General features: G+C 61.0%; 21 protein-coding genes and 1 pseudogene. 9 read left to right on the top strand and 13 right to left on the bottom strand.

The genetic code is table 11. The annotated features are described in order from the left end of the window. Nucleotides 1-10: 10 nt before the first annotated feature. The 9 genes from HUK72_RS26265 to HUK72_RS26225 form a co-directional block, all read right to left on the bottom strand. Nucleotides 11-1,198 carry an MFS transporter gene (locus HUK72_RS26265; RefSeq protein WP_336952212.1) on the bottom strand — a complete coding sequence of 396 codons (1,188 nt, stop codon included), beginning with the start codon at nt 1,196-1,198 and terminating at the stop codon, nt 11-13. A gap of 138 nt (nt 1,199-1,336) precedes the next feature. Continuing rightward, complete coding sequence (locus HUK72_RS26260) at nt 1,337-2,914, bottom strand: class I adenylate-forming enzyme family protein (protein WP_176599382.1); 1,578 nt, start codon at nt 2,912-2,914, stop codon at nt 1,337-1,339. A 55-nt stretch (nt 2,915-2,969) separates the two neighbouring features. After that, complete coding sequence (locus HUK72_RS26255; RefSeq protein WP_176599381.1) at nt 2,970-4,205, bottom strand: acyl-CoA dehydrogenase family protein; 1,236 nt, start codon at nt 4,203-4,205, stop codon at nt 2,970-2,972. A 35-nt stretch (nt 4,206-4,240) separates the two neighbouring features. Further along, entirely contained in the window at nt 4,241-6,184 is a 1,944-nt protein-coding gene (locus HUK72_RS26250; RefSeq protein ID WP_176599380.1) for an NAD(P)/FAD-dependent oxidoreductase, read from the bottom strand. A gap of 87 nt (nt 6,185-6,271) precedes the next feature. Next, on the bottom strand, nt 6,272-7,168 hold the full coding sequence (locus HUK72_RS26245) for an enoyl-CoA hydratase-related protein (protein ID WP_176599379.1): 897 nt from the start codon (nt 7,166-7,168) through the stop codon (nt 6,272-6,274). Between the two features lie 13 nt (nt 7,169-7,181). Next, entirely contained in the window at nt 7,182-8,321 is a 1,140-nt protein-coding gene (locus tag HUK72_RS26240; protein WP_176599378.1) for an acyl-CoA dehydrogenase family protein, read from the bottom strand. Between the two features lie 533 nt (nt 8,322-8,854). Next, entirely contained in the window at nt 8,855-9,169 is a 315-nt protein-coding gene (locus HUK72_RS26235; RefSeq protein WP_176599377.1) for a type II toxin-antitoxin system RelE/ParE family toxin, read from the bottom strand. Between the two features lie 5 nt (nt 9,170-9,174). Further along, entirely contained in the window at nt 9,175-9,432 is a 258-nt protein-coding gene (locus tag HUK72_RS26230) for an addiction module antitoxin (protein WP_176599376.1), read from the bottom strand. Between the two features lie 210 nt (nt 9,433-9,642). After that, nucleotides 9,643-10,545, bottom strand: a complete 903-nt coding sequence (locus tag HUK72_RS26225) for an SDR family oxidoreductase (RefSeq protein ID WP_369806076.1) — start codon at nt 10,543-10,545, stop codon at nt 9,643-9,645. Nucleotides 10,546-10,644: 99 nt separating this feature from the next. On the opposite strand from HUK72_RS26225, the gene HUK72_RS26220 reads away from it, so the two are divergent. Both HUK72_RS26220 and trxC read left to right on the top strand, forming a co-directional pair. Further along, entirely contained in the window at nt 10,645-11,472 is an 828-nt protein-coding gene (locus HUK72_RS26220; protein ID WP_336952174.1) for a helix-turn-helix transcriptional regulator, read from the top strand. Nucleotides 11,473-11,632: 160 nt separating this feature from the next. Further along, nucleotides 11,633-12,073: a thioredoxin TrxC gene (gene trxC / locus HUK72_RS26215; RefSeq protein WP_176599487.1), complete on the top strand. Its 441-nt coding sequence runs from the start codon at nt 11,633-11,635 to the stop codon at nt 12,071-12,073. A gap of 76 nt (nt 12,074-12,149) precedes the next feature. Here trxC and HUK72_RS26210 read toward each other — a convergent pair whose 3' ends face one another. Beyond that, a complete protein-coding gene (locus HUK72_RS26210) occupies nt 12,150-12,407 on the bottom strand; it encodes a MoaD/ThiS family protein (protein WP_176599375.1) in 258 nt (85 codons plus the stop codon). Nucleotides 12,408-12,418: 11 nt separating this feature from the next. Beyond that, complete coding sequence (locus HUK72_RS26205; protein WP_176599374.1) at nt 12,419-13,546, bottom strand: glycosyl hydrolase; 1,128 nt, start codon at nt 13,544-13,546, stop codon at nt 12,419-12,421. Between the two features lie 682 nt (nt 13,547-14,228). On the opposite strand from HUK72_RS26205, the pseudogene traF reads away from it, so the two are divergent. Next, nucleotides 14,229-14,471: pseudogene (traF, locus tag HUK72_RS26200) on the top strand (conjugal transfer protein TraF); the annotation flags it as partial. Between the two features lie 423 nt (nt 14,472-14,894). Here traF and HUK72_RS26190 read toward each other — a convergent pair. Continuing rightward, nucleotides 14,895-16,061, bottom strand: a complete 1,167-nt coding sequence (locus HUK72_RS26190; protein ID WP_176599373.1) for an ATP-binding protein — start codon at nt 16,059-16,061, stop codon at nt 14,895-14,897. A 1,037-nt stretch (nt 16,062-17,098) separates the two neighbouring features. On the opposite strand from HUK72_RS26190, the gene HUK72_RS26185 reads away from it, so the two are divergent. The 3 genes from HUK72_RS26185 to HUK72_RS26175 all read left to right on the top strand — a co-directional run bounded on the left by HUK72_RS26185 (nt 17,099) and on the right by HUK72_RS26175 (nt 21,118). Next, on the top strand, nt 17,099-18,208 hold the full coding sequence (locus HUK72_RS26185) for a replication initiation protein (RefSeq protein ID WP_176599486.1): 1,110 nt from the start codon (nt 17,099-17,101) through the stop codon (nt 18,206-18,208). A gap of 624 nt (nt 18,209-18,832) precedes the next feature. After that, nucleotides 18,833-20,035 carry an AAA family ATPase gene (locus HUK72_RS26180; protein ID WP_176599372.1) on the top strand — a complete coding sequence of 401 codons (1,203 nt, stop codon included), beginning with the start codon at nt 18,833-18,835 and terminating at the stop codon, nt 20,033-20,035. Nucleotides 20,036-20,107: 72 nt separating this feature from the next. Continuing rightward, on the top strand, nt 20,108-21,118 hold the full coding sequence (locus HUK72_RS26175; RefSeq protein WP_176599371.1) for a ParB/RepB/Spo0J family partition protein: 1,011 nt from the start codon (nt 20,108-20,110) through the stop codon (nt 21,116-21,118). Here HUK72_RS26175 and HUK72_RS26170 read toward each other — a convergent pair. Next, nucleotides 21,089-21,943 carry a hypothetical protein gene (locus HUK72_RS26170; RefSeq protein WP_176599370.1) on the bottom strand — a complete coding sequence of 285 codons (855 nt, stop codon included), beginning with the start codon at nt 21,941-21,943 and terminating at the stop codon, nt 21,089-21,091. The two genes, HUK72_RS26175 and HUK72_RS26170, sit on opposite strands and share 30 nt — an antisense overlap. A gap of 1,116 nt (nt 21,944-23,059) precedes the next feature. On the opposite strand from HUK72_RS26170, the gene HUK72_RS26165 reads away from it, so the two are divergent. From HUK72_RS26165 to HUK72_RS26155, 3 genes are all read left to right on the top strand, one after another. Beyond that, nucleotides 23,060-23,257, top strand: a complete 198-nt coding sequence (locus HUK72_RS26165; RefSeq protein ID WP_066562783.1) for a hypothetical protein — start codon at nt 23,060-23,062, stop codon at nt 23,255-23,257. A 105-nt stretch (nt 23,258-23,362) separates the two neighbouring features. After that, entirely contained in the window at nt 23,363-25,318 is a 1,956-nt protein-coding gene (locus tag HUK72_RS26160; protein ID WP_255326030.1) for a recombinase family protein, read from the top strand. A 39-nt stretch (nt 25,319-25,357) separates the two neighbouring features. Continuing rightward, complete coding sequence (locus HUK72_RS26155) at nt 25,358-25,591, top strand: FAD-binding oxidoreductase (protein WP_176599369.1); 234 nt, start codon at nt 25,358-25,360, stop codon at nt 25,589-25,591. Nucleotides 25,592-25,711: the final 120 nt, after the last annotated feature.

Raw genomic sequence — 25,711 nt, 5'->3', positions numbered from 1 at the left:
GGCGGCGATGTCAGGCCGCTTCAGCGGGCTGCCCGACAGTTATGCGGGGCTTGCCCAGCGACAGGATCATCATCGACGCCAGCGCAAAGCAGGGCAGCGCCGCGACCAGGAAGCTGCTGTACGATCCGGTCAGGTCGAACCCATAGTTGACGGCGAAGGGGCCGATTCCGAGCGCGAGTATCTGCATCGTCACAATGATGCCAAATAGTGAAGCGAACTCGGTCTCCGCCATATACCGGCTCGTCAGATAGGCGACTATGTCTATCTCGCCCCCAAGCGCCAGACCGAGTGTCGCGGCGCCGATGATGACGGCGGGGGCGATTGCAGCGCCACTCATCAACAGGACCAGGCCGGCGATCGGCAGGGCGAAGATGACGGCGCCCAATATCGTCGGATTGACGCGGTCGAGCAGCAGTCCCGTCCCCGCGCGCCCGGCAAGCGACCCCATGCCGAAGGCTGCGGCGGCGCTGGCGGCGACGACATTGTCGATGCCCAAGCTGGCCAATATCGGTATCAAGTTGGCGCTGATCGCAAACATCGGGACCGAAAGCAGGAGGGTCGATAGCGCGAGCTTGATGAACTGCATCGACCACAGGGCTTCCAGATAGGATGAGCCGCCCACTAAGGCCCGCTGCGCGGGCGCATGGACCGGTTCTCCAGAACGGCGGCGCAGATCCGAAGCGTCATAGAACAGCAGCAGGATAAGCGGCAACGCCACCGCCGCCATTCCCGCGCCCAGTCTTGCATAAGCGCCCCGCCAACCATAGTCGGCAATGAATCCACTCGCCAGAAGCGGGGCGGCGGACGCGCCGATGCCCGCTCCGCACAGGGTAATCGCCAGCGCGAGGCCCCGCGCCTTATCGAACCGCGACACAGTCGCCGCGACCCAGACCATCGCGCTCACGGCCGCGCCACCGACGGCCGCCAGCCCCCACAGGAACCACCACATCCATAGGCTTTCGACCAGACTCATTGCGCTGAACGCGGCGCAGTGAACCGACATGCCGAACAGGGCGACGCGACGCGAGCCGTAGCGGTCAAGCACCCGGCCCATCAGCGGGTTGGCGAAAACACCCACGACGGACAGGATCACGAAGGCGGAGGAAATCTGCGCACGGCTCCAGCCCAGTTCCTTTTCGATCGGCGCGATGAACATCCCCATCGAATAGAAATATATCGAGGCGATGGCATAGCAGATGGCCCCGGCGAAAGGGATCGGTCAGGCGTTTCTCCATTCGGTACGCGCGCCGGATGTCATCCAACCCGCCCGTCATTAAGTAGGGATAGACCGGCCGCTCTTTTCAAATTCTCGTTCTTCATCGAACGTATCGCAACGTCATGATTTGAGCTCGCGGCGCAGGATCTTGCCTGCGGGATTCTTGGGCAGTTCGGCAATGATTTCGATCAGGCGCGGCGTTTTGTAGGCGGCCAGCCGCTCGCGGCAATGACCGATCAGCTCCCCATCGGTAACGTGATGCCCTTCCTTCAGGCTCACCACCGCCTTCACCGTTTCGCCGCGATAGCTGTCGGGAACACCGACGACCGCAGCCTCCCTGACCGCTGGGTGGCTGTAAAGAACGTCCTCGACTTCGCGCGGCCAGACCTTGAAGCCGCTCGCGCTGATCATGTCCTTCTTGCGGTCGATGATATAATACCAGCCGTCCGCGTCGACCCGTCCAATATCGCCGGTGTGAAAGCCCGTCTCACGGAACGCCGCGGCGGTTTCCTCAGCCTTCCCCCAATAGCCATCCGCCACCGTCGGGCCCTTCACCACGATCTCGCCAGCTTCGCCCGCTGGAACCGGCTTGCCCTCCTCATCGACAATGAGCGATTGGAAACCCACATTGGGACGCCCGACCGAGATAGCGCCCGTTTCCCGGTCGACTGGAATGTCCGCGTCACGGGGGGTCAGGTGGCTGGCGATGCCCGTCTCGGTAAGACCGTAGGCATTTCTCGGCTTGGCGCCGAAAAAGTCCTCGATCTGATGCAATATGGCCGGCGCTGTCGGCGCGCCGCCGGTGACGATGGTACCCACGCTCGCAACATCCGCACGGCTCGTGCCCGGAACATTCATCATCGCGATGAACGCGGTCGACGCCCCGCTGACGTGCGTGACGCGGTGCTGCCTGATCGCCTCGACCGCGAGGCTGGGTTCGAACCGGTGCAGCAGGACCAGGGCCGCCCCCGAGCAGGTCGCGATGCCCAGATGCTGCATCAGACCGCTTACATGGAACAGCGGCGCCATCGCCAGGATGACGCTGTCGGAGGTGACCCCGAAGGTCGCTATGCTCGTCTCGACTCCGGCCAGGATGTTCCTGTGCAGCAGCCGCACCCCCTTGGGCACGCCTGATGTCCCCGATGTGTAAACGATGTAGGCGAGGTCGTCGGGCTGCGGGTCGATGACCAAATCCCCATCTGCGGCGGGAAGGTCGTCCAGGCCGCCGCGCGGCAGTTCCAATATCCTTGAGGAAAAGGCGCGGGGATCGTCCGCGGACTGAAATGCGCGCGCGTCGACGAACATGACATGGCCCGGCGCCAGGTTGGCAGCCATCTTCGCCAGAACGTCGTCGTAAAAGTCCTTGGTCGTGATTGCGATCTTCGGCTTGCAGTCCCCAAAGATCAGTTCGATCTCACGGGTCCGATACATCGGATTGGCGGGCACGACGGTGCCTCCCGCCTTCCAGACGCCCAGGACCGCAGCGATGAAGGCAGGCACATTCTGCAGGATCAACGCGACACGGTCGCCGGAGACGAGGCCGTGGCGGCGCAGGTACGCCGCAAATCGGTTGCTGAGGTCGTCCAGCGCGTCATAGCTGAGCGCGCCATCAAAATAGCGCAGCGCAACCGACGCTCCCCTGGCGGACACAACCGCCCTGAAGCGCGCCAGACAGGTCGAATAGGGTTCTACTGACATTTGTGCCTCCATCGGGCCCCTTCTCCATGCCGTGCGCCAGCGCTCCCGGCTGGATCTATGAATGCGGGATAAGGTTGAAGGGCACATTCTTGTCAACGCGGATATCCGCCGGCAGTCCAAGCACGCGATCGGCTATGATCCCGCGCATGATCTCGTCCGTGCCGCCCTCGATGCGCCTGCCGGCCGAACGCAGCAGCATCATCTGGAACAGCTCGCCATCCTCGTTCACGTCGCCGCCCATCACCGCACCGGCAAGGCCCTGAAGGTCCATGCCCAGCATCGCGACCTCCTGGCTGGTGGCTCCGGCAACCAGCTTCATCACCGAATTCTCCGGACCCGGCTCGCCGGTCTCGGAAATGGCGGTCATCACGCGATAGTTGGTGAACTTCAGGCCGTTGTCCCGAACTGCAATGCTCGCCAGCCGCGACACGAGCCCGCTATCCAGAAGAGCCCCCCCGCGCTTGGTGTTTCGCATGATGAATGGGAGCAGATCGTCGAACCCCGTCTGCATTTCGGCGCCGACGGACGCGCGCTCGTTCAGCAGGGCGGTCAGCGTGACCTTCCAGCCGGCTCCGACAGGCCCGATCCGATGGCTATCGGGAATCCGGGCATCGGTAAAAAACACCTCGTTGAAGTGCGAATGGCCGTTGATCTGCTTGATTGGCCGGATGTCGACGCCGGGCGTGTCGGTGTCGATGTAGAACATCGTCAGGCCGGCATGCTTGGGAAGGCTGGGGTCCGTCCGCGCGATCAACAACCCTTTTTGGGAATCGCGCGCGCCGCTGGACCAGATTTTGCTGCCGTTGATGATCCAGTCATCCCCGCTGCGCTGGGCTCGCGTCCGAACGCCGGCGAGGTCGGACCCCGCCGCCGGCTCCGAAAACAACTGACACCAGATCTCGTCACCGACGATCATCGGCGGCAGCAATCTGGCCTTCTGCTCCGCTGTGCCCCAGGCCAGGATCGCGGGGCCGCATACGCCAAGACCAACGATGAAAGGCATGCCCAGCGGCTTGTACACCCCCTCCTCCTGGTGCCAGATGAGGGTTTCGATGGGCGACGCGCCCGCCCCGCCATATTCCCTTGGCCATGACAGACAGGCCCAGCCGCCCTCCGCCTTCTTGCGCTGCCAGTCCTTCGCGGCCTGAAGACTGTCCACCGACTTCAGACCCAGTTGCCCGAACGGAGTCTGCTCCAGTTCCCGCTTCAGCCCGACGGGCGCATTTGCCTCGATCCATGCTCGTACCCGGGCGCGGAAAGCGGCTTCCTCCGCTGAATCCTCAAAATTCATTTTTTTTCCCACCCGTCAAACAGGACGTTCGCATATTATGACTGTTCCGCGATCGCCGGAGAGACTTGTTTTCCCGAGGCTTTCCGCTTTTCGCAGTCGAACAGGCTGAGATCGGCCGCCTTGGTGCGGTTCCAGAATTCGAAGGTCGAGAAAGGCGTGGTGATGACCACCCTGCCCTTCGAATTGCGATAATAGCTATCGACGCCGGGATGGGTCCAAACCAGCTTTTCGTGCATGCTGTCGATCATATTGATGAAGCCGTCGAGAGCGTCGCGCTTGATCTCAAGCGTTCCGATATCATTCTCAACCATCTGTTCGATCGCACTGGCGATGAAATTCATCTGGTGCTCGACCAGTCCGATCAGGCTTCCACCGTGGCCGGTTTGGGTGTTCGGACCGTAAATACAGAAAAAGTTGGGGAAATCCGGAATGGCGGCGCCAAGGAAAGCCTTGCCATCGTCATCGCCCCACAGCGCCCGCAATGTGGTTCCGGACCGCCCCACGACAGTGAGCGTCGAAAGGAAGCGCTGCACATCGTAACCGGTCGCGAAGAGGACCGCATCCGCAACGATCTCCTGGCCGGAAGTGGTCACGACGCGATCCTCCCGCAATTCAGCGACGCCCTCGTTCACGACCGTGACATTGGGCTTGATCAGCGCCGGCACCCAGCCATGATCGACCAGCAACCGCTTGCCAAAGGGCGGGTAATTCGGGACCAGCTTGTCGATCAGATCCCTACGGTCGCCCAACTGGGCGATGGTGTAGTCCGCGAGCTGCTGCCTGATGGCATCATTTTCCGCATTGAGTGAGCGCTCCGGATGACCCCAGTTCGGATCCTTGTGAATCTGGGCATAGAAGCGGTCGTTGACCATCCAGCCGATACGCATGCGGTAGAGAGTGGTGTAGAGCGGCACCTCTTGAAACAGGCGGCGCAGCGGTTCAGCAATCACCCCCCGGAACTTCTCGTCCATGGGCGCCGACCATTGCGGCGTGCGCTGGATCAGCGTCAGCGACTTGACCTTGTCAACGATGGCCGGAACCAGTTGCATGGCGCTGGCCCCGCTACCGACAACCACGACATCCTTGCCATCCAGATCCAGATGTTCGGGCCATTCCGCCGTGTGCGCCATGACGCCCTTGAAAACGTCCAGCCCCTTGATCGCCGGTAGCCTGGCGGGGCTGAAGATACCGACGGCACTGATGACGACATTTGCGCGCATCACCTCGACCGCGTCCGAACCGGCTCGCCGGACCTGAACCTCCCACTCCTGGTCCGCATCCTGCCACTCAAGTTCCAACACCTCGGTGTCGAACTGAATCTGGCTTTGGATGTTGAAATCCCGGGCGACCTTCTGAAGATAGTCGCGCAGTTCCGCGCCATGACAGAAATAGCGGGTCCAGTCATGATTGGAGAAACTGAACGAATAATGGTGGTTCGGGGTATCCACGCCCACCCCAGGATAGCGGTTCGCCACCCAGGTGCCGCCTACCTTCCCGGTCTTTTCCAGAATCGTATAGGCTATGCCCAGATCCTGCAGCCGGATGGCGGCGGCAAGGCCCGAGGCTCCCGCCCCGATGACGATGGCTTTGAAGCCCGTGTCCGACGTCGCTGGAGTCTTCGCCTGCGCCAGCCGCGAAGCGAGACGCAGTGTATCGTCGACCATTTCCGAATAGCGCTCAGGGATGGGGTCGCCAGTGGACACGCTCAGCATCCTGTTGATCGTTTCTGCCGAGGGCTGCGGCACGGCTATGGGCTTGCCGTCCTTCCACGCCTCGATCGCCTCCAGCGCCGCGGCCCGCACCTCCGCTTGAATGTCGTCCGACAAGCCACCCGTGTCATGATCGGTGAAGCCAAGCATCGGCGTGGGCAGATAGGGCGCCTCCAGCCAGCGGCTTTCGCCCGTCAGTTGATAGAGCAAGAGCAGCAATGTCGGCACATTTGCGTAATCGAGCGCTTCGCGCAACTCGGTCGTGTTCATGCTGCATGTCCCGAGTTCAAAGTGGCCATCCGTTCCATCTAACACCCCATCCAAGTCGTTATTGTCGTTGATCCCGATAACCGGGGATCACTTCTTGCTGCTGCCGGCAGAATAGTCCCCATACCCCGTATCGCGCCATCGCACCGCTTCCCGCACGCCCAATTCATCGAGCTTGCTCCACCATTCATAGGCGGATTCGCTGTTGGCCAGGGCCGCATCCGTCAGAGTGCAGGTCGAGACGGACGACTGAATGCCCATATTTTCGTAGAAGGCATTGGCCGCTGTCTTCAAACCGGCCAGGAAGTCGGCGCTGAGATTCGCGATTCTGTCTGCAAACGCGATGGTGCGATCCTCCAACTCGGCTTCTGGCCAGGCATAGTTGATCATTCCAAGCTCCTCGGCGGCCCGGCCATCGATCGCATCGCCGGTGAAGAAAAGCTCCTTCGCCTTGCGCATGCCGATCACCAGCGGAAGGATATTGCCATTGCGCGCAACGCCGATGGCCCGGTGGCCCGGATGCCCGAACAGGCAGTCCTCCGACGCCGTGACGAGGTCCGCCATCATCGCGAACTCCATCCCTCCGGCCAGGCAAAAACCGTGCGCCTGGACGATTGTGACCTTCGCCATGCGCCACATGTACATCTGAATGTCCGTGCCCGCGTGCAGCATCGTGCGAAAGTTCATCGTCAGCGGACGCCCGTCCTCTGTGTATTTGGTGCCGCTCATTTCAGGGTTGCGGGGCGATGCCGCATTTTGACCCGGGCCCGAAATGTCGTGGCCAGTGCTGAAGCAGCGCCCTGCCCCCCGCAAAATCACCACTCGCGCCGTTCGGTCCAGTTCAAGGTCGTGGAGCGCTGCGTCCAGCTCCCCCATCATGTGGGGGGAAATCGCGTTAAGCTTCTCGGGTCGGTTCAGCGTGATCCGGGCGACACGACCTTCCGTGCCAACGCGGTCGATATACAAAGTATCATATTCGGTCCTCACCGCGATCCCTCTTCTATGCTGGAATTTTCTCGACCGAGGCGGGCTCCGCCCTCAGCTTGGCAATGAGTTTGCCCTCCCACTCGCTCGCGCCACCAAGCATCAGGGCGAGGAGGTTCGACCGGCGATAATGGAGATGGCAGTCGGCTTCCCAGGTGAAGCCCATGCCGCCATGGACCTGGATATTGTCCTTTGCGCACTGCTGGTAGGATTGCGTCGCCGCCACCCGCGCGAACGCCGCCGCCTCCGGCAGCACCGACGCGTTGGCCGACAGCGCCCAGGCGCCATAATAGGCGTTGGCACGGGCCAGCACGGTACTGACATACATGTCAGCCATCAGGTGCTTCAGCGCCTGGAACGAACCGATCGCGCGACCGAAGGCGAATCGCATGCGTGAGAACTCGCACGCCATCTCGAGCGCGCGCTCCGCACCGCCGATCTGCTCGAAGGCGACAAGGACGGCCGCCCTGTCGAACACGTCCGCCAACAGGCTGAGCCCGGCTCCGCGCGCGCCCAGCCGTTCCGCCGGCACATGATCGAACGTCAGCGCGGCAAGGCCCCTCGTCGGGTCAATGGACTCCAGCGCGGTTCTCGACACGCCGGAAGAGGCGAGCTCTACCAGGAAGAGCGACAGCTCCGCAGGATCGTCATGTTCCCGGGCGATCACGATCGCCGCGCCGGCGATGGAGCCATCAAGCACGGGCGTCTTCGAGCCATTCAGGTGACCGCCGATCGCCACGGTCGTCACGCATTCCGGCGTGAATGCGCCCGGCCCTTCCGCCCAGGCAACTGTCCCGATCAGACCGGCACCCGCCACCCGTGGCAGCCAGGCCTGCTTTTGCGCCTCGGTTCCTGCCGCCTTGATGAGTTCCGCGAACAGGTAAACAGTCGAACTGAAAGGCACTGCGGCCATCGCCCGACCTATTTCCTGCGCAAGTACGCACAGCTCGAGATAGCCGAATCCGGAGCCGCCATATTCCTCCGCGATGGCCGCCCCGGTGAAACCCATTTCGCCCAGCTCGCGCCAAAGCTCCGTCTGATAGGGCTGCTCCCCCTCCAGCACGCAACGGACATCCGCCGACGGCGAGCGCGAGACAAGAAACCGCCGTGCCTCCTCCCCCAATTGCCGCTGCGCGCTGTCAAATTCGAAATTCATCTGCCTCGCCCACACAGTAGGGTTCAACCCTTGCCTATGACAGAACACTAATCGATCAATTAATTAAATGCAACAGCCCTGCGCTTTGTCCGGCCCGGAGACGGCCCAAGAGCATGTGCGGCCTCGGTGTAGAGCGGCACGAAAGCTGTTTTCCAAAGTCCAGCGGGCGAGCCGGCGATGACGCAAATCCGGCAAGCTCAACTCGTGCGCGTAGCGCAGCGAGCCAGCGCCGGGATGCTCCGTAATCACGCGATAAACCGCTTCGAGCGATTCAACGAAGCACCACGAAAGCTTTGAGCGTATCAGGCAATGAGATGTTCATCGTGCTCATGGCCAACTGCATAAGCAATTTGGCAAGATTGTTGCGCCAACTGGCAGCGATCCAATCTCGGTGGGCAACACCCTAAAATCCCCCCACTAGAACGACCCGAAGGCGACATCGAAGGAGGTAAATTGCGATCCCAGCAGAGGACCGACGGTTTAGGCTGCGATCATCGGAAGATCACTGGAATCCAACTCGACACGGCAAGGGATCAATTCGGCGCATCCTCTCGGAAACGCTCGATCTGATGCATGCGCTCATGCAAAACGGTGACAATACCAACGGCACCATCGGACAAGACACGCCAATAGACATAATGATGCTCATACCGGCAATAGAAGCCTTCGACGCCGAGTCCCCGGGGGACATCCCGCCAGGCAATGCGGCGTTCGGCAATATCTTCAAAGCGAGCAAAAAGGCCGCGAATATAACGGTCAGCCTGATCCTGTCCCCATTGCTCGCGTGTATAGTTGTAAATGTCATCTATCCGGCGGCCGGCGGCGCGCTGCACGCGATAACTGATCATGAGGCTTAGTTGCGAGCGTTACGGGCAATAATTGCGTCCGCATCAAGCGGCAGATATTCGCTCTCTGGTACGGCAAATGCGGCGGTCAACTCGGCCTTCAAGAGCGCCAACCGTTCGCTCTCGACCCGTTCCTTGTCCCGACGAATCAGGTCTCGAACATACTCGCTCACATTTTCATAGGCCCCTGCCTCGCCGATGTTAGCGGACACAAAATCGCTGAGAGAGCCGCTGACGCGTACATTTAAAGTCATGGGTTTAGACATAAGACCAGTCTCCTGTCCACAAGATAAGGAATAATGAGGACAGAAGCAAGGTGGCATACATTAGCAGCAGCAGCACGGACAGCGCGCTGGCGTCGACCCAAGAAGCCATAGAGCTGTCAAATCCTGTTTCCCCAAAACAGACGCTCGTCAGACAGCGCAATGCAAGAATTGGAGGGTGTCCGCCGATCCAACTCACTCCCATCCAGTCCCTCAAGCCGGTATCGCGGCGTAATCCATCGCCCTGAGATCGGTGAGCATATCGGGACCGACGGGTTGCCAATCCAGTAACGCGCGCGTCTTCTCGCTCGACGCAGGCATGTCGAGTCCAGCGAACATGGCAAACCAACCGAAGTGGTCCGGTGCCGCTTCCGGAGGCAAGGAGATGACCGGCAGGCCCAGGCCCACCCCCACGACCTCCGCAATCGCGCGAGCGGATATGCCTTCCTCAGCGACAGCATGATAGCGTGCGCCAGCCTGCCTACGGTCGATAGCAAGCACATAGAGCTTGGCCACGTCGAGGACGTGGGCGGCAGGCCAGCGGTTGCCGCCTTCGCCAATATAGGCCACGCCTCCTTTCTCCCGCGCCATCTGGATATAGGGTGTGATGAGGCCCTGCTTAACTGCATCATGTACCTGCGGCAGTCGCATGACCGAGACATTGACGCCTTTCTCCAGTAATGCCTGTCCAGCTAGTTCCGAAGCGATGCGCGGGTTGGGATGATGAAGGTTCACCACATCCTCCACAGCAGGCGTGCCGTCGCCTGGTGCCCCGATGCCCGTTCCCGAGGTGATGAGAAGCGGACGGTCGCTCCCTTTTAGCACTGCCCCCAGCGCCTCGATCACACGCCGATCCTTCTCACAATTTGCGATGAAGTTGGAGAAATCATGATCGAAGGCGGTGTGTATCACAGCGTCGGCGTTGGCGGCACCGGCGCGGATACTGTCCAGATCCTCCAGCGTACCGCGATGCACCTCTGCACCCGCCGCAACGAGAAACGCTGCTCCCGTTTCGGATCGCGTTAGGCCGAGCACCTCATGCCCAGCGGCCAGCAGGTCAGGCACTATGCGCGACCCTATGAAACCGGTCGCACCCGTGAGGAAAATACGCATCATCGATACTCCGACATTGTTCGGAGCCTCTATCCGCCCGCACATTTTCCTGTTAAAGTAGTGATCTTATCATAGTATAAATCCAAACAGGCTGGACCTCTGGTGGAGATCGACAACGCCCTCGGCCTATTCCTGCGCGACCGCCGTATGCGGCTTGATCCGGCAACGTTCGGCTTTTCGACCAATCGCCGCCGGACGCCGGGCCTTCGCCGGGAAGAAGTGGCGCAACGCGCCAATATCAGCGCGACCTGGTACACTTGGCTCGAACAGGGCCGTGGCGGAGCGCCTTCCGCAGATGTGATCGAGCGCATCGCGACGGGAATGATGCTGACCGAGCCGGAACGGGAACATCTTCATATTCTTGCATTCGGTCATCCACCGGAATCGCGCTATAGTGAGCCGGAAGGCATCTCGCCGCGGTTACAGCGCGTGCTCGATGCCATCCCCGTCAGTCCAGCGATCATCCGGACGGCGACTTGGGACGTCGTGGCATGGAACAGAGCTGCCGCAACAATCTTGACCGACTATTCCAGCCTTTCGCGGCAGGAACGCAACATCTTGCGCCTGATGTTCTCCGACTCCCGGGTGAAGACGGCACAGGAGGATTGGTATAGCGTTGCGCGTTTTGTGGTCGGTGCATTCCGGGCAGATGCCGCACGAGCGGGCGCTGGCGCAGAAATCCGTCAACTCGTCGATGAGCTATCCCTCATGAGCCCCGAATTCGCGGCAATGTGGCGTGACAATGAGGTTGTCGGGCACGGCGAAGGCGTGAAGCGTCTGCAACATCCTGAGATAGGGCCAATCGAGTTGGAATTTTCCACTTTCTCCGTCGAAGGACGGCGGGATCTGGTTATGATGGTCTACAACCCCGCGAATCTCGAAGTTGCCGGCCGCCTGAAGGCCTTTCTTGAAGCTGGCCGCGATGTTTGAAGGTCATCGTTTTGACGCCGCTTCCAAGGTCGACCCTTTGCAGTCGTCAGCCGGCATATATATATACTCCCCAGGTGCGGACAGGCCGCTATTCAATGGCCATCGCGACCGGAGGGTTATGGCTCTCGCTTCCGCGAGCGTGAGGGCGCAAGGCAGTTTCATGACCCAAGATAAAGTTCTAATCATCGTTTGCCCACATTGCAGCGCCGCCAACCGCGTCCCACCTGATAAATTGAAGGCTGGTGGCATATGCGGGCGGTGCAAGCAGCCACTCTTCGCAGGCGAGCCGGTGTCGCTGACTGCCGCCAATTTCGATGCGCATGCCGGTCGCAGCGGCGTGCCTCTACTTGTTGATTTTTGGACGTCCTGGTGTGGCCCCTGCCGTCAGATGGCGCCTGCTTTTGCCGGGGCGGCGCGCGACCTTGAACCCTATATGCGCTTGGGCAAGCTCGATACGGAAGCCGAGCAGGGCATCGCCGCGCGCTACGGCATACGCTCGATCCCCACGATGATCCTGTTCTCGAACGGGCGCGAAGTGGCCCGGCAATCGGGTGCGATGCCGCAACCAGCCATCGTCGCATGGGCAAGGGCGCAATTGTAGCGGGACATCGGCGCGAGACACGCTAAAGCAAAATCGCGCAGTTTGCGAACCTGCAGCACGCCCGCGCCAACGATCGTCATCCCCCGCTGAGAGCCTGGAGGATGATGACTTCGTCCCAGTCGGACAGCGGCCTGCCTAGTTCGAAAACCTGTTCACCGTTGACGAAGCAGCGCATATTGCGGCGAAAGCGGTCCTGCTCGTCAATCATGCGAAAGCGGATGCCGGGATAGCGCGCGTCAAGCGTAGCGAACAAATCGGTAAGGTTCGTGCCCGACGCCTCAACCTGCGATGCGCCGGTATAGGATTGCAGCGCGCTGGGAATCGACACATTCATCCCACTTCTCCTCAGGCCAGGACGGCCGTTTCCACGGCATAGACTGGCGGTAGATGCTGCGCGATCATCGACCATTGCTCGCCTTCATCCGCGCTCATCCACAGGCTGCCGCTGGCCGTACCAACATAGATGCCGACCGGATCGCAGACATCGTTGGCCATCGCCTGGCGATAGACCGTCCACCAGGCGCCGTTCTGAGGCAGGCCGGCATCCTGTCGCGACCAGGACTCGCCGCCATCGCGAGTGATGTAGGCTGCAGGCTTGCCCCCCGGGCTGGTGCGCGGCCAAACGTCGGTGCCGTCCATCGGAAATACCCAGGCGGTCCGGTCGTCGCGTGGGTGGGCTATGATGGGAAAGCCAATGTCTCCGACCTCCGCCGGCATGGCGCGTCCGATCCGTCGCCATTGGTTCGACGGCCGGTCGATCCGGTAAATACCGCAATGGTTCTGCTGATAGAGCCGGTCGGGGTTCGAAGGGCACAGCGCCAGGCAATGTGGGTCGTGAAAGGCCCATTGGCTGGCATCGAACCCGGCGACCACCTCCAGCCCTTCGATCAACGGTATCCAGGTCTGGCCGGCATCATGCGATTCGTGCACGCCCCCACCCGACATGCCAAGGTAGAGATGGGCCGCGTCGCGCGGGTCGACCAGCAACGAATGCAACTTCGGACCATCGGGGGTTCCGTCCTGTGCGCCACCCAAACGATCGCGATAGGCGGGGTTATCGTTGAAACCAGCAACGCCTTCCCAGGTCACACCGCCATCCTCGCTGCGGAAGAGCGCTTGCGGTGAGGTGCCGGCGTACCACAGGCCCGGCTCGCTGGCGTGGCCGGGGGTCAACCAGAAACTATGATCGACGGCGCGGCCAGCCTCTCCTTCCCGCGCCTTGGGAAAGGCTGGCGGACGGCTCGCCTCGTTCCAACTCTTCCCCAGGTCGGTCGAGCGGAAGATCGTCGGACCCAGGTGCCCGGTCTTGGCGGCGGCCAGCAATGTGCGACCATCGCGCGGATCGAGTACCAGATGATGGATGATATGGCCCAGGAAGTGCGGACCATCTGCCTGCCATTCCCGCCGTCCGACATCGCTGCGATAGATCCAGGCACCCTTTCGCGTCGCCACCAGCAGGGCAAGCTCGTGCATGTCTCGGTCTCCCGCCGAAATGGTCCGCCTGACCAATTGGCGACGCGCTCGGCTACAACAGTCTCGGATGGAAAGCAGCTTCGGTCAAGTTGGACGATCGGCAGCGGTCAGAGGCCACCCGTTAACCGGAACAGCCGACGCACTGGTTAGCTTCCTACGAAGGGCTTGATGCACGCGCTATCGATTAAAAATCCCGTGGTGAAACGGTGATGGTCAGCTTCATCAAACACTTGCTTATCTGGGGGCCGCAGACATTATGGCGCAAATACTCCGGATCACAGGTGGTCAACGCCCCGGCTGAGGCGCAACAACCCCCTCCCCCTTCCCTCCCTCATTCCCGCCGCGTCCTGAGGCGGAGCCAAACTGTCGCCGCACAATCGGGTTCCCATTTGAAGGGAGGCGGCGCGTCCGCCGACCGCAGCAACGACGGTCACGCCATACGGCAGAGATGCTGTGGAGCGGGAGGTTTCCCGGAAAAGAAGCAAGCCGAGGAGACCGGGTGAGACGCATGTGCCACGGGAAGCCACATCCGGACGCCGACAGGCTTTACCAAAATGTCATGAATTTCGTTCTTTTGGGGTGCGTCCTCCATCCGATGCGTCAAAGTTAGCCTTGCTTCCGGTGAAAGTACGGAAGCGGGACGTGAGAACCCCTCCAGACAAAGCTCGGTCACAGTCTCACCGGGGCCGAGTGGCATGCACCGCCGCCCCTGCCCGCCCCTCAGGACGCAGAAGAGCTTCCAAAACCGCCCCTGATCCCGCCGATGGCGGAGCTTGCGCGCTGGAGCCCGCCGCGCATTGCCAGGCTGATCACCGAGCAGCGCGATTATGCGGCCACGGTTCTGACGGTGGACGCCGTCGCGAATTTCTGGCGTCTCCAGGACTTTGCCCGCTGCAAGGCGCGTGCCTTCGCCGGCGTGACACAGCGCCCGCAGCGCCTATCCGGGCTCGATCGCGTTCCGCAGACCATCGATCATCCGCCCGATTTTGAGGAAACGCTGCGCGGTCAGGGGGCAGCTTTCGTCGTCGAGACGAGCAGTGCCCCGGCTGCATTCCCTGCGGCGATCTCTGGGCAAAGCTCGGCCAATTGAAGGTCCGCTACCGCATCTCCGTCCGCATCATCGGCGAGAGCGAAGCGATGCTCCGATCAGGACGGCTAGGCCTGCCCTTGATCGGTCACCCGGTCGCCTGGCTAAAGCCCGCGGGCGACACCGATTCTATCTCGGGGTCAAGATGCAGACGGGCGTCCGGGCCGCCGTCGGCGTACGCGCCATGGCGAAATTCACGGGCGTTGTCAGTAACCGCAATTCCAGCGATCCCATGCGATGAGGCCGATCTGGAGGCCCGCCTCAGTGGCGCTCGAACAGATCCGCGGCCGCAGCAACGAGCGGCATGACCATGATGTCAGCCGACATGGGATAGGCTTCGCCACCGGGATAAATGACGCTGCGGCGCGCTGGGTTCAGGTCTGCACAGGCATGATGGAAGCCGCGTTCCACCTTCGGCGCCAGGCTCCGCTTGATCTCATAGACCCAGAGTTCTCCACCCGGCAGAGTGATGAGCAGATCGATCTCGGCGCCTGCCGCCGTCCGGTAGAAATTGGCGACGCTGCCCTCAGGCGCCGCGGCAATCAGATTCTCGATGACGAAGCCTTCCCAGCTTCCGCCCGCGACGGGATGACCAAGGATCGCTTCTTCATCGCCCAGACCAAGCAGGGCATGGACCAGCCCACTGTCCCTGACATAAATGCGCGGCGATTTGACGAGCCTCTTCGCACTGTTGCTGTGCCATGGTTCGAGCCGACGGACGAGCAGCAGGTCGACGAGAAGATCGAGATAGTTGGCGACGGTCTTGGAATCGAGGCCAAGAGCGCGCGCGAAATCCGCGGCATTGAGCAGCCCCGACTGATGATGCGCCAGCATCGTCCAGAAGCGTCGCAGCGTTTCCGCCGCGATCCTGGGGCCCAGCATCGGAACATCCCGCTCCAGATAGGTGCGGATGAAATCCTGCCGCCAGCGCAGGCTCGAGGGATCGCTCGCACTGAGAAAGCTGTCCGGGAAACCGCCCCGCACCCAGAGGCGGCTTGCCGCCTGCGCCTCGATCTCAAGCGCATCGAGCGGTCCCATTTCAAGATAGCTGACCCGCCCGGCAAAGCTCTCGCCCGATTGAGCGAGCAGATCGATCGATGCAGAGCCAAGGAGTAGGAAGCGGCCGGCCTTGAAGCCAGCGCGCCTGCCCTTGTCGATAAGGCCGCGCAATATCTGGAAAAGACCCGGCAGGCGATGAACCTCGTCCAGGATCACCAGCTTGTCCTGGTGCCCCGAAAGATAGAGTTCCGGATCGCTCAGCTTGGCCCGGTCTGTCTCGGATTCGAGGTCGAGATAGATGGAGGGGACCGTCTCGCCAATCTCCAGGGCAAGGGTCGTCTTGCCGACCTGCCGTGGTCCGAGCAGCGCCACAGCGGGGACTTCGCTCAAGCGTTCAAACAGGCGCGCTGCAATTCGACGGTCAATCATCCTTGCATTATTGGAATACCATTCCCGATTTGCAAGGTTATTTCATCAGAATCGGACCGGGCATAGCGGGTAGATCCTCTCTTAAATCATCGGACGAGGGGACGACGTCCATGCGACGCCATGATTATCGCTGTTTGATCTCGCTTTCTTTTCGTAGCGTGAGCCTAACCGCACACTTGGTTGGCTCTCTCGATCGATCCTCTCGGCTCCATTCATCGCAGCGCGTGTGGGATCGCTGTTCATTGCCGACCGAAGGCTGCCAAATTGCGAATAAGATCGCCATCCAGCCGGTTCTTAACGCTCTTGTCATTTGCAGCAAACCAAGTCGGCACATGCCAGCGAGCCACTCGTTGACGAGTTTGCGGGAGGCTGCCTCGGACGTAGCGCGGCGTTACAGGTTCACTTTCTTCTTTTTGGCAGCGGACATCTCCCCCCGTGCAGGAACGTATCCGGTTTTGCTCCGGCCGCGACCAAACCGATCTCGGGAAACCCACTCAAAGTCAGCAGACGCCTGCGCGCTGAGGCGACATTGAAGCGCCAGCACTTTCCTTCGTAAGTTTAGAGCCCCTTCCAAATATTTTATGAGACACGCCGACCAGAATGGTCGGAGAAATTCTGATTCTAAAGATTCTGATTCAGGATTTGCGAATCGCGGGGAAAACATGAGTCGCGAGCCCCTATCCTGACTGGTTGGGGGAGTTAACCTGTCTGTTTGGGGGCGTGGGGCTGACCTTGCGGGGGCGTTCGCCTGACCGGTTGGAGGAGGAGGCGGTGGATCGATACCAATATGCCCTCCCCCATCCCGCCTTGGGTCCGACAGGGCGCCCACTGAACCGCGTTCCGCCGTTCTTCGCGCGGGCGCACCTTGATCTTCTGATCCCGCCGGATATTTGCGAATCCTGTCCGATTGGGGGAATGGGCTGTATCCTGACCTGACTTGACGTTTCCGGTCAGGTCAGGCAAATCTCTCGCTCGCTATGGAAGAGGCGGATCAGACCCGAACACAAGATGAGGCGCTTGTCGCCACGAATCGCGCCATGCGTGTCGCGGCAGCGCTTGCCAATCGGGATAATGACGAATTTGCAAAGCCAGGCAAGCTCGTCGAGGTAAGGTTCATCAAGGGGCAGTCTCTGAGTTTGACGGCCTCCCGTCTTCTCGCCCTCATGATCCTGACCGCTGGTGGGGACGCATGGCGCGACATCCCCCATCGAATCCGCAAGGCGGAGATACGGCGGGGTCATAAGGGCAATGAACGCATTGCCGACATGCTTGAAGAATTGCATCGGACCTTGTTCGCGGAAGATGATACTTCCTGGCGGGGTCGCCGGGCAACACGCCGCTTTCCGCTTATCCAGATGTCCAGGGAAGAGGTGGACGAGGATGGCCAGGAGGCGGGGTGGATCGAATGGGAATTCACGCCGGACGCGCGCCGGCTGATCAAGGAATCAGAGACCTACGCCGTCCTCAATCGGCAGGCGGTTCTGGGCTTTCGTTCAACATATGCGCTGCGGCTTTATGAGATGGGCGCCTTGCGCATCCATCGACGCCAGTCGACCTGGAAGGGAGACGTCACGGCCTTGCGAGCGGCATTGGGGATCGATCCCGATGTGTACAAGGATTTCGCTCAACTTCGCCGCAAGGTCCTGCAGACGGCAAAATCAGAGATCGATCAACTGGCCCATTTCACCATCGAGTGGAAGGAGGTCCGCAAGGGCCGTGCGGTTGCAGAGATCGAGATGCGTTTCCTTGCGAAGGACGCACCCGAGCAAATCAACACGGTTGATGAACTCGAACGCCATTCTACCGGGCGTAAGGCTCGGCGGGACGGACGGGTGGAAACCATTGTGCCGGCGGCTCCGGCGGTGACGGCCGGCCCGGCCGTGGAAAAGAAGAAGTCGGCAGGCGCGAACAGTGGAGGGGAGGGCGATGCCTTTGCGGCCTTCCCTTCAGGAAGCCTCCACTATGCGTCCTCGCCGGCATTTCGCGATATCGCCCGCTCCATCGGCGGGGGGTGGGATATCGATCTCATTGCCACCGCCTATAGAGAATATATGGGAGCGCGGCTGGCCAATCTGAGCGGTAACAAGCTGAGGCAATCCTGGACCGGATTTTGCGAGAGCTACGCGTCGCGTCGGGGTCGGCCGTAGAAGATTTTGCACCGGTGCAAAATGGCTGTCGAACCGCGTTTGAATGTCGCGGCTGACGCATAAGCTCATCGACTGAATGGACGCTAAGGGGAACGGTGGCACATCGCCAAATTTCACCCAAGCGGATTGTGCAGAAGTCCGCCCCCCAATCGGACAGGACCGCTTGCTTACCATCCAGCGCAGCGAAGTTGGGAGGGCAAAACTGAAGCGTTCGGTTGATCTAATTCAGTTCGGCGCCCCCAACTGGTCAGGTTTGAACGTATGAATTGCTGAGGAAGCATCAGATTCCTTACATCTTCAAAATTATCCGCCACAGAGGCTGGAATTCGAAAGACGGCGCTTAAGTGAGTCACGGTAGGGCGGCGCTAAAGCCGGTCCCGGCAAATTGGGGGGTGGGAGAAACGGATATTACCCAAGTTTGCGGGATTTTCTGTTGACGGCCATTCATTTTGCACCGGTGCAAAATCTCCCTCCGCCGGCATGGACGGCCCCCATTCGGTCAGGATGGCGCTGGGGTTTTCACTGGATAAGCATGCAAGCGTCAGCTTGCGAAAATATGCCCGCCATTGACATAAAATCACAAGCTGGAGCATAGTCGATCCATCTTCGAAAAGGGTAGTGATTATGGCAAGCCTTCCGGCCGACGAAATAGACTCAAGCTTCGCCGCCGTAACCGACCTTGCAGCGCGTTCCAATACAGTTCTGGAAAGGCTGCGGGACAATGCGCAGGCGGCGCGTGCCAATGCAAGGCGAGAGCCAACCTTCACGATCGGGCGGGCGGCAGAACTGATCGGCCGCACGACGCAGGCCATTCGCGAAGCCGAACGCGATGGGCGTCTGCCTGAGCCGCCGCGGACGGACACGGGGCGCCGGGTGGGTTACACCCTGGCTCAGCTCAACGATATGCGCGGATTGTTCGGCACACGCCCGTGGCGCACGGCGGACGACCCCTGTGCCGTCATCGCGGTCCAGAACTTCAAGGGGGGGGTCGGCAAATCGACCATCTCCGTCCATCTTGCGCAATATCTCGCAATCCAGGGCTATCGGGTGGCGCTTATCGACTGCGACAGCCAGGGGTCGGCAACGACCCTTTTCGGCTATGTTCCTGACCTGGATCTTACCGAGGACGACACGCTTTATCCGTTCTTGCGGCATGACGATATTGGATCGTTGGATTATGCCCTGCGTAAGACGCATTTCGATCAGCTCGAATTGATCCCCGCCAACCTCCGGCTGTTCCAGTCGGAATATGAGCTGGCAGGGCGGATGGCGCGCGGCGAGTCGGCGTTGCTCAACCGGCTGGCGGAAGGCATCCATTCGATTGCCGATCGATTTGACGTGATCGTTATCGATCCGCCGCCAGCGCTGGGCGCGATTTCGCTTTCGGTGCTGCGCGCAGCAAATTCGCTTGTCGTGCCGGTGCCTCCGACGGTAATGGACTTTTCCTCGACAGCCGCATTTCTCAGCATGCTTGAGGAAACGATGGCTGAGCTGCACAGGCTGGGTTTCCCCACGGGCCTCAATTTCCTTCGCTTCGTGGCTTCCAAGGTGGACGAAGGAAAGTCGATGCAGAAGGAAATGTTGAACCTCATGCGCTCGCTTTTCGGTCATTACATCGTGCGCACGCCGCTCAAGGACTCGGCCGAAATCGACAATGCAACGGCTCGGTTGATGAGCGTTTACGAACTGGATGGACCTCTCACCAGCCGCTCGGTGCGCGAGCGCTGCCTGACTTATCTCGACGGCGTCAATTCAGAGGTGGAGATTGACATCCGATCGACCTGGCCAAGCCATGCCGCCAGGCTCAGGCAGGAGGGCCATGCCTGATTTTGCACCGGTGCAAAATCAGGCATTTGCTAGCGCGAACGGCGCAGAAATCCGCCAAAAAGGGACCAGTATATGAGCGGTAAAAATAAGAGTTTCGCAGAAGGCCTCGCAGCCGGGCTGGTGCCCGCTCCGTCGGAAACGCCCAGGGCGCGAAGCCAGATGGGGTCGATTTTGTCGTCGCGCGAAAATCGGATCGCGGCGCTCGCGTCGGGTGCTATAACGCAGCGCACGCATGAGCTTGTCGATCCCGCTCGTTGCCGCATGTGGGCGGGGCATAACCGGGACTATGACCTGCTGAATGAAGATCGCTGCGCCGACCTGATCGAGAGTTTGAAGGCGCAGGGGCGACAGGAAGTGCCGGCGATTGTGCGACGGGTCCGTGGCGACGCGGATTATGATTTCGAGGTCATCTGCGGCGCGCGCCGCCATTGGTCGGTGTCCTGGCTGCGGGCGCATAATTATCCCGACTTCCGGTTCCTCGTCGAAGCTCGCGAGCTTACAGATGAAGAGGCGTTTCGCCTGGCAGACCTTGAAAACCGTGCGCGTGAAGACATTACGGATATGGAGCGGGCGCGGGATTATCTGAAGGCGCTTGCCGGCTATTATGAGGGGCACCAGGGCCGCATGGCGGAGCGACTCAACGTTTCGCAAAGCTGGCTCAGCCGCTATCTTGACCTTGCGCGCCTGCCTGCCGAACTCACGGCGGCATTTCCCGACATCCACGCGCTCAGGATCAAGCATGTGACGATGCTGAAGCCGCTACTCAAACCGGAAGAACGCAAGGATCGGGTATTTGCCAGGGCTGCCGAGCTGGCGGCTCAATGGGGCAGGGGAGGGGGGGCGTTTGCGGCGCCGGACATCGTCCGTGCGCTGACTCTCGCAGCGGACCCCCCCAAGAGGTCAGGATCCCCCAGGAAGTCAGGATTGACCGAAACGATCACCGGAACGGATGACAAGCCGCTGCTCAAGATTGAGAAACGATCCCCGAAGGCCGTGACGCTGACGCTGCTGCCCAAAGGAGGCGGTACCCGCGAAGAAGCGGAGCAGGCGGTCCTAGCCCTTGTTCGCGATTTCTGGGTCTGACTTTGACTTTGATCCGAGAGCCTCGATCTTTCGTTCAAAAGCGGCAAGCTCGGCATCGAACGCCATCAGTGCTGTATCAAGCTCGGGGGACGGTGGGGAAGGGGAGACGGGCCGGCCACGCGGCGCTGATTTAAACCCGAAGCGAACAGCAAGGTCGCCCGTCAGATAGAGCTGCCAATTGTGGCGCGCCTCTGCCTCGACCAGTAATCCCAAGCCCACGGCGCGCTTGAGAAGCTTGCCGGCTCCGGAAATACTCAAACCGAGTTCCTGGGCAACCCGAGTGGGGCTCGCGACGGGATGCCGCATGAGCAGCGCTACCAGAGCGGCCAAGCTGCCCGGGCGATGGGTCTTTGCAATCGCCTCGCTGAACCTAAGGCGATCGGCCTCCATCGCGTCGAGAAGCGCCATGCCATCCATGGCCGCCGCATTCAGTCTGCGAAGAAAGCGGCGCGTGATGGAGCGGTCGTTCGGGGCAATTCGATAGGCCTTATCCCCCGCCACCAATATGGGGAGAAGCGAGCGGGTAAAGCCCAGTCGTTGCAACAGAAGCGGCAACTCCAGCCACACTGAAAACCCAGCATCCGCGCGGGCGCTGCGGGCCTGTAGCTCCAGGGCGCGCAAGAGGGCAGGACGTTCTGCCCAGTCCGGCGGTGCCGAAAAGCTGAACTTGAGATTATCGCTCCAATGAAGACGTTCGTTGCCAGTAAACCGATTCTGCCAGCGAACAAGGACATCGAACGGATCGCTGATCGTCGAAATTGGGGCGCGAGAGGGGAGGGGGACGCCACATTCCCTCGAAAAAATGTCGATTTCTTCAATTTCCACTCCGTGCGCCTCAAAGGCTCGCCCATATCCGCTCCAACTCGCGCGTAGCTGCCATGCGACAGTGACAGAACTAGCGGAAATGCGCTCGTCCAGCCGGGCTATGGAAGTCGAGGTATCAACTAGGAGCTGCACAAGGCTTGTGTCCCATTCAGGCTGAGACAGGTCGGATATGGCGTGAGGCATGGCTTAATCTATCCCGAATAGGCCTTCTCAGTCTAGTTGGGGATAGGGCAAAAATGCCCGAGCATATTTGGGCAAACCATGCCGGAGCAGCTTATCAATTTGCTGCGGGATGGCAACGGACTGCTCCTCGCTTCCCAAAGCGCGGAGGGATGTAGGCGGGTAGGGAAGCAAGCCGATGTGAACCCGGCATGCGCGGGTGCAGATGTGGAGATGCAGGTCCGGGACGCGCACTCCTATCGCGCAGGCTCGGGTTGGGCTGACGCGATCGGTCCCTGTGGCAGCGAGCTCAATGCGCTCAGGTCTGATAGGTGAAGCTGCCTTCGCCGATCCCGCCTACGACCGCGTGAACATGATCCCCTATCCGGAGCGGCACCAGGGGACCGAGCGCGCCTGTCAGGAGGATGTCGCCGGCCCGAAGTGGTTCGCCACTGTGGATCGGCGTGCAAAAAGGACCCCGTTATGGAGTGGGCCCCTGGGGTCGGACAGGTATCAGGCCGCGGATTTGACCATAGTTTTGGCGTGTAACTCCTCAAACTGCACCGGGCTCAAATAGCCCAGAGCGGAATGCAGTCGGCGTTCATTGTACAACACGGCGACGCAACGCCCACGGGACCGATATCCGGGAAGTTATCTATCAATGGCACCCCTGGAGGGGTCGGCCGATCCACGTGCATCAAGCCGTGGAACGCGCCGGGGGGATTGTTTTTCGGTGCAACCTCACAGGTACGACGTCCGATCGCTTGCTTGAGATTCCGGCGTGGATGTTTGACCGCGCTGTTTGTACCATGACGTGCCTTGAAGCTGCATCTCGCGTGGATATCGGCGCGCTGAGCGCGCTGTCCAGACTCCTGCAGGTGGCAGCCAAGAAGATTTCGGCTTCATCGGTTTCGAGCGCAGCATTCAGCCCTCACGACTCGTATTCGGGAGGTCTTGATGGCACGCAAGCCGATGACAGTGCAGCTCGATCTGTTCTCCAGCCCCAGCGGTTCCGGGATCGCGCAGCTTCCGCGATGGCAGACCCTGCCGCCGCCGACACGCCAAGCGTTGATGCCGCTGATCGTACGCCTGCTACTTGAGCATATCGACAGCGATCCCGTCGCGGAACCACGGGAGACGTACGATGAACTTTGAGAAGATCGGCCCGCAGCATCTCGAGCGCAAGGCGATCCTGTATGTGCGGCAGTCCTCCCCCATCAGGTGCTTCACAACCGGGAGAGCAGCGCTCTGCAATACGCAATGCGCGATCGCCTGGTCACTTTGGGATGGTCTCGCATCGAGACCGTCGACGAAGATCTTGGCCGATCAGCCGCAGGAGGTGTGACACGCGCTGGTTTCGACCGGATGGTTGCCAAGGTCTGCCTTGGCAAAGTCGGTGCAGTCGCTGCACGGGAAGTTTCGCGCTTCGCCCGCAACAGCCGTGACTGGCAACAGCTTATCGAGATGTGCCGGGTCGTCGACACGGTTTTGATCGACCAAGAGACCGTGTACGCCCCGCGCCAAGGTAATGACCGACTGCTGCTGGGCCTGAAGGGAAGCCTCAAAGAGTATGAACTGGATCTTCTGCGCCAGCGTTCGCTCTCGGCCCGCTACGAGAAGGCTCGACGCGGCGAACTAATCGTTGCGGCCCCGGTCGGCTTCGTGAAGGTCGGCGACCGGATCGAGAAGGATCCTGATCGTCGAGTCCAAGAAGCCATTGCCCTGGTGTTTGACAAGGTCGCCGAGCTCGGCAGTGCACGGCAAGCGCTGCTCTGGTTTATCGAGCATGGGCTGGACCTTCCCGCCAAGCGCAACAACGGCGATGTCGAGTGGCGCAAGCCGAACTACGCAACCATTCACCGGATGATCGAGAACCCGATTTACGGTGGCGCCTATGCCTATGGTAAAAGCCGCACCGCCACCGGATATAATGGCGGCGGTATGCGATCGCAGAGTCGCCGCAAGGCGCGGGACGAGTGGCTGGCGCTCATCCCTGGTTCGCACGAAGGCTATGTCAGTTGGGAGCGATCGGAGATTATCCGCAAGATGGTGAGCGACAATGTTCCCACTAGTCGGCATCATGGGGCGCCCAAGCATGGCGATGCACTGCTCACCGGGCTCGTCCGATGCCGGCGGTGCGGCCGCAAGCTGACCGTGCGTTACACTGGTGCCAGGCATGATATTCCCCGCTATTCCTGCTGGCGGGGCCTGCTCGACAATGGCGAGCCGCGTTGTATCGCATTCGGCGGATTACGTGTCGATGATGCGATCGAGCAGGCGCTCATTCCGGTCCTCGAACCCGGAGCGATTGCGGCCGCGGTTGAAGCCGAAGCACAAGCAGCCAGTCGCCGCGATCAGGTCCGCGACGCGCTGATGCGCGATTTCGAAGCGGCCCGTTACGAGGCCGATCGGGCCTTCCGACAATATGATGCGGCCGATCCTCAGAACCGGTTGGTAACGGCGGAACTGGAAGCCCGATGGAACCGCGCACTCACGCGCGTCAGTGAAGTGGAAGCCAGGATCGCCGCGCATGATGCCGCGATGCCGCAACCAGCGTCGACGTCCCTGAAGGAGATCGACGGCCTTGCCGCCGATCTCAAAGCCGTCTGGAAAGACCCGCAGACCGATGCGCGCTTGAAGAAGCGCATCGTGCGCACTCTCATCCAAGAGATAATCGCTGACATCGACGGCGACGCATCCGAGATCGTGTTGCTGATCCATTGGGCGGGCGGCGTCCATACCGAGTTACGACTGCCCAAGCGCCGCAAGGGACAGCGTAACAGCACCCCGGCCGACGTCATTGTCGCCGTGCGCCAACTCGTGCTCATCGCCAATGACGACCTGATCGCTGGGATCCTCAACCGGAACGGGCTGATGACCGGGCACGGCAACCGCTGGACGCGTGAACGGGTCACCGCGCTGAGGTCGCATCACAAGATTCCGGTCTTCCGCGCAGGAACCGATGGCGATGTTCCATGGCTGAACTTGAGCCAGGCGGCCCGCCAAATCGGCGTGACCCCGAAGACGCTCCGGGTCGCAGCGGAAGCCGGCGAGATCGAAGGCATCCATCCTCTACCAGAAGGACCATGGATATTCAGCCGGGCCGAACTTGGTGGCTCTTCCGCCCATCAACTCGTAAACCGCGCCCGGAAAAACCCAAAATACCCCACGGGATCGCATCCCGATCAGCAAAGCCTATTTACTTCAACAACATAGACAGATGGGTGTTATGAAGCAGGATTGTAGACGCGGTCGATGAACGGTGGAAGATGGGCGGCGACCTTCGGCGCGTCGCCCGACGGCCTGCCCGCCATCGGCGCTAGTTCGCTCATGCGCCATGTCTGGATCGCGGCGGGCTATGGCGGCAATGGCATCGCCTTCGCCTCGTTGGCGGCAGAGATACTGGAGCGGGAATTGGCCGGCGAGGCCGACCCGGATCGGGACGCCTTCGATCCCTACCGCTTTGACGGCCGCGCTGCGCAGACGTAGGCCGCCGACCGAGCCTGAAAGCTGCGATGCACAACGGCGAGAGCCACCGAATCATGACGGTCGGGCGAGCCAGCCGAGCGATATCGCAGAAGGCACGCAATCAATGAGCCCACGCGCGGC

Origin of the sequence: Sphingobium sp. 15-1, assembly GCF_013375535.1 — a bacterium.
Classification (GTDB): Bacteria; Pseudomonadota; Alphaproteobacteria; order Sphingomonadales; family Sphingomonadaceae; genus Sphingobium; species Sphingobium aromaticivastans.
The sequence above is the reverse complement of the archived record's forward strand: the minus strand, read 5'-3'. Positions and strand labels throughout refer to the sequence as shown.